This window comes from Methylobacterium sp. WL103, assembly GCF_008039885.1.
In the GTDB taxonomy this organism is placed as follows: Bacteria; Pseudomonadota; Alphaproteobacteria; order Rhizobiales; family Beijerinckiaceae; genus Methylobacterium; species Methylobacterium cerastii.
Window position 1 is genome coordinate 1 of sequence record NZ_VRUX01000699.1, and the last position, 1,994, is coordinate 1,994.

The 1,994-nt window shown below is 69.2% G+C and carries 2 protein-coding genes; both read right to left on the minus strand.

Annotation, left to right across the window (positions count from 1 at the left end; translation table 11 throughout):
• Positions 1 to 200: Mur ligase domain-containing protein (locus FV222_RS24395; RefSeq protein ID WP_246685641.1), on the minus strand; the 200-nt coding region annotated here is incomplete at its 3' end.
• The gene (locus FV222_RS24400) at positions 197 to 1,972 is read right to left on the minus strand and encodes a penicillin-binding protein 2 (RefSeq protein WP_246685642.1); all 1,776 of its coding nucleotides are present in this window, start codon (positions 1,970 to 1,972) and stop codon (positions 197 to 199) included. The genes FV222_RS24395 and FV222_RS24400, both read right to left, overlap by 4 nt.
• Positions 1,973 to 1,994 lie beyond the last annotated feature (22 nt).

Genomic DNA, 1,994 nt, shown 5'->3' on the forward strand with positions numbered 1-1,994 from the left:
CCCTCGCCCGCCACCGCGATCGCGCCGGCCGCGGCGGCCTTGGCCGCGAACAGCCGTCCGTCGGCCTTCGTCCCCGGCACGGCGACGAAGACGCCGCCCGGCACCACGTTCCGGCTGTCGGCGGTCAGCCCGGCCACCGGCCGGTCGGCCTCCGCCGCCCCGGCTTCGGGGAACAGGGCGCCCAGCGTCGCCGCGCTCACGGGCCGCCGACCATGTTGGCGTGGTAGGCGTTGAGCTTGACCATCAACGGGAAGGGCTTGGCCGGCGGCTCGAATTGCGGCGGCAGGCCGAGGATCGGCGCCACGCGCTCGATCACCTTGCCGGTGACGACGCCGGAGTTCCAGGCGGCGGTGGCGTAACCGCCGCTCTCCGGCAGTCCCTGGGGCTCGTCCATGATGGTGACGAACAGGTATTTCGGCTTGTCCATGGGCGCGGCCGCCATGAAGGTCGTGAACAGGCGGTTCTTGTTGTAGCGCCCGCCGATCACCTTCTCGGCGGTGCCGGTCTTGCCGCCGACGAAGTAGTACGGGATCGCCGCCTTCTTGGCCGAGCCCTCGACGGCGTTGAGGCGCATGATGAAGCGCATCGCCTCGCTCGTCTGCGGGCTCAGCACCGTCGTCGCCTTGGCCATCGCCTCCTTGACGTCGGTCTTGAGGAAGGTCGGCGTCATCAGGAAGCCGCCGTTGGCGATCGCGGCCACCGCCGCCGTCGCCTGGATCGGCGCCACCGCGAGGCCGTGGCCGAAGGCGATGGTGATGGTGTTGATCTCGGTCCAGCGCGGCGGGACGATCGGCATGGCCGATTCCGGCAGCTCGGTCCGCATCCGGTCGAGCAGGCCCATCTTGCGCAGGAAGGCCTTGTGGCCGGGCACGCCGACGCCGAGGGCCATCTTGGCCGAGCCGATGTTGGAGGAGTGGGTGAACACCTCCGGCATGGTGATGACGCGGTTGGTGCCGTGATACTCGTGGATCTTCTGGCGGCCCCAGTTCAGCACGCCGCCGCGGGTGTCGAAGGTCGAGTTGACGTTGTACTTGCCCGATTCCAGCGCCATGGCGAGGGTCATCGCCTTGAAGGTCGAGCCCATCTCGTAGACGCCGACGTTCATGCGGTTGATCTTGTCGTCGGACAGGGCGTCGACCGGGTTGTTCGGGTCGAAGTCCGGCATCGAGACCAGCGCGATCACCTCGCCGGTCTGGACGTCGAGGATCATCGAGGCGCCGGCCTTGGCCTTGAAGTGCTCGATGCCCTTGGCGAGCTCGTCGCGCACCGCGAACTGCGCCCGCAGGTCGACGGAGAGCTGGATCGGCTTGAGGTCGGTCTGCTTGGCGACGAAGCCGAAGTCGTTCAGGGCCTTGTTGCCCTGGTTGTCGATGTACTTCTCCATGCCGGCGATGCCGATGCCGTCGAGGTTGGTCGCGCCGATGATGTGGGCGGCCGCGACCCCGTTCGGGTAGACGCGCTTGTGGTCGGGCAGGAAGCCGATGCCGGGGATGCCGAGGCGGTGGACCTCGGCCTGCTGCTTCGGGGTCAGCTCGCGCTTGACCCAGACGAAGCCGACGCCCTTCTTGCCGGGCTTCTGGGTGAGCTTGGCGCGCAGTTCCGTCGCGTTCAGCTCGGGCAGGACGGCGGTGAGGAGTTCCACCGCCTCGTCCTTGTCGTAGATGTTGCCGGGCTCGGCGAAGACCGAAACGGTACGGATGTCGGTGGCGAGGATCTCGCCGTTGCGGTCGATGATGTCGGGCCGAATGGCGGTGGTGGACGCGGCCGCCACCCGGTGCTCCTGGCTCGGCGGCGCGCCGAAGATCGCGATCGACAGCAGCCGCACGCTGATCGCGCCGAACACCGCCACGAAGGCGAGTCCGACGAGCGCGACGCGGGTGTGCGAGCGCTCGATCGCGAGGCGGAACATCGCCCGGAACAGGCGCACGCCGGGATGCACGCGGGGCTCGGCCGCGACGACCGGCTCATCGATCGCCAGCCGCGCGACGGCCGGC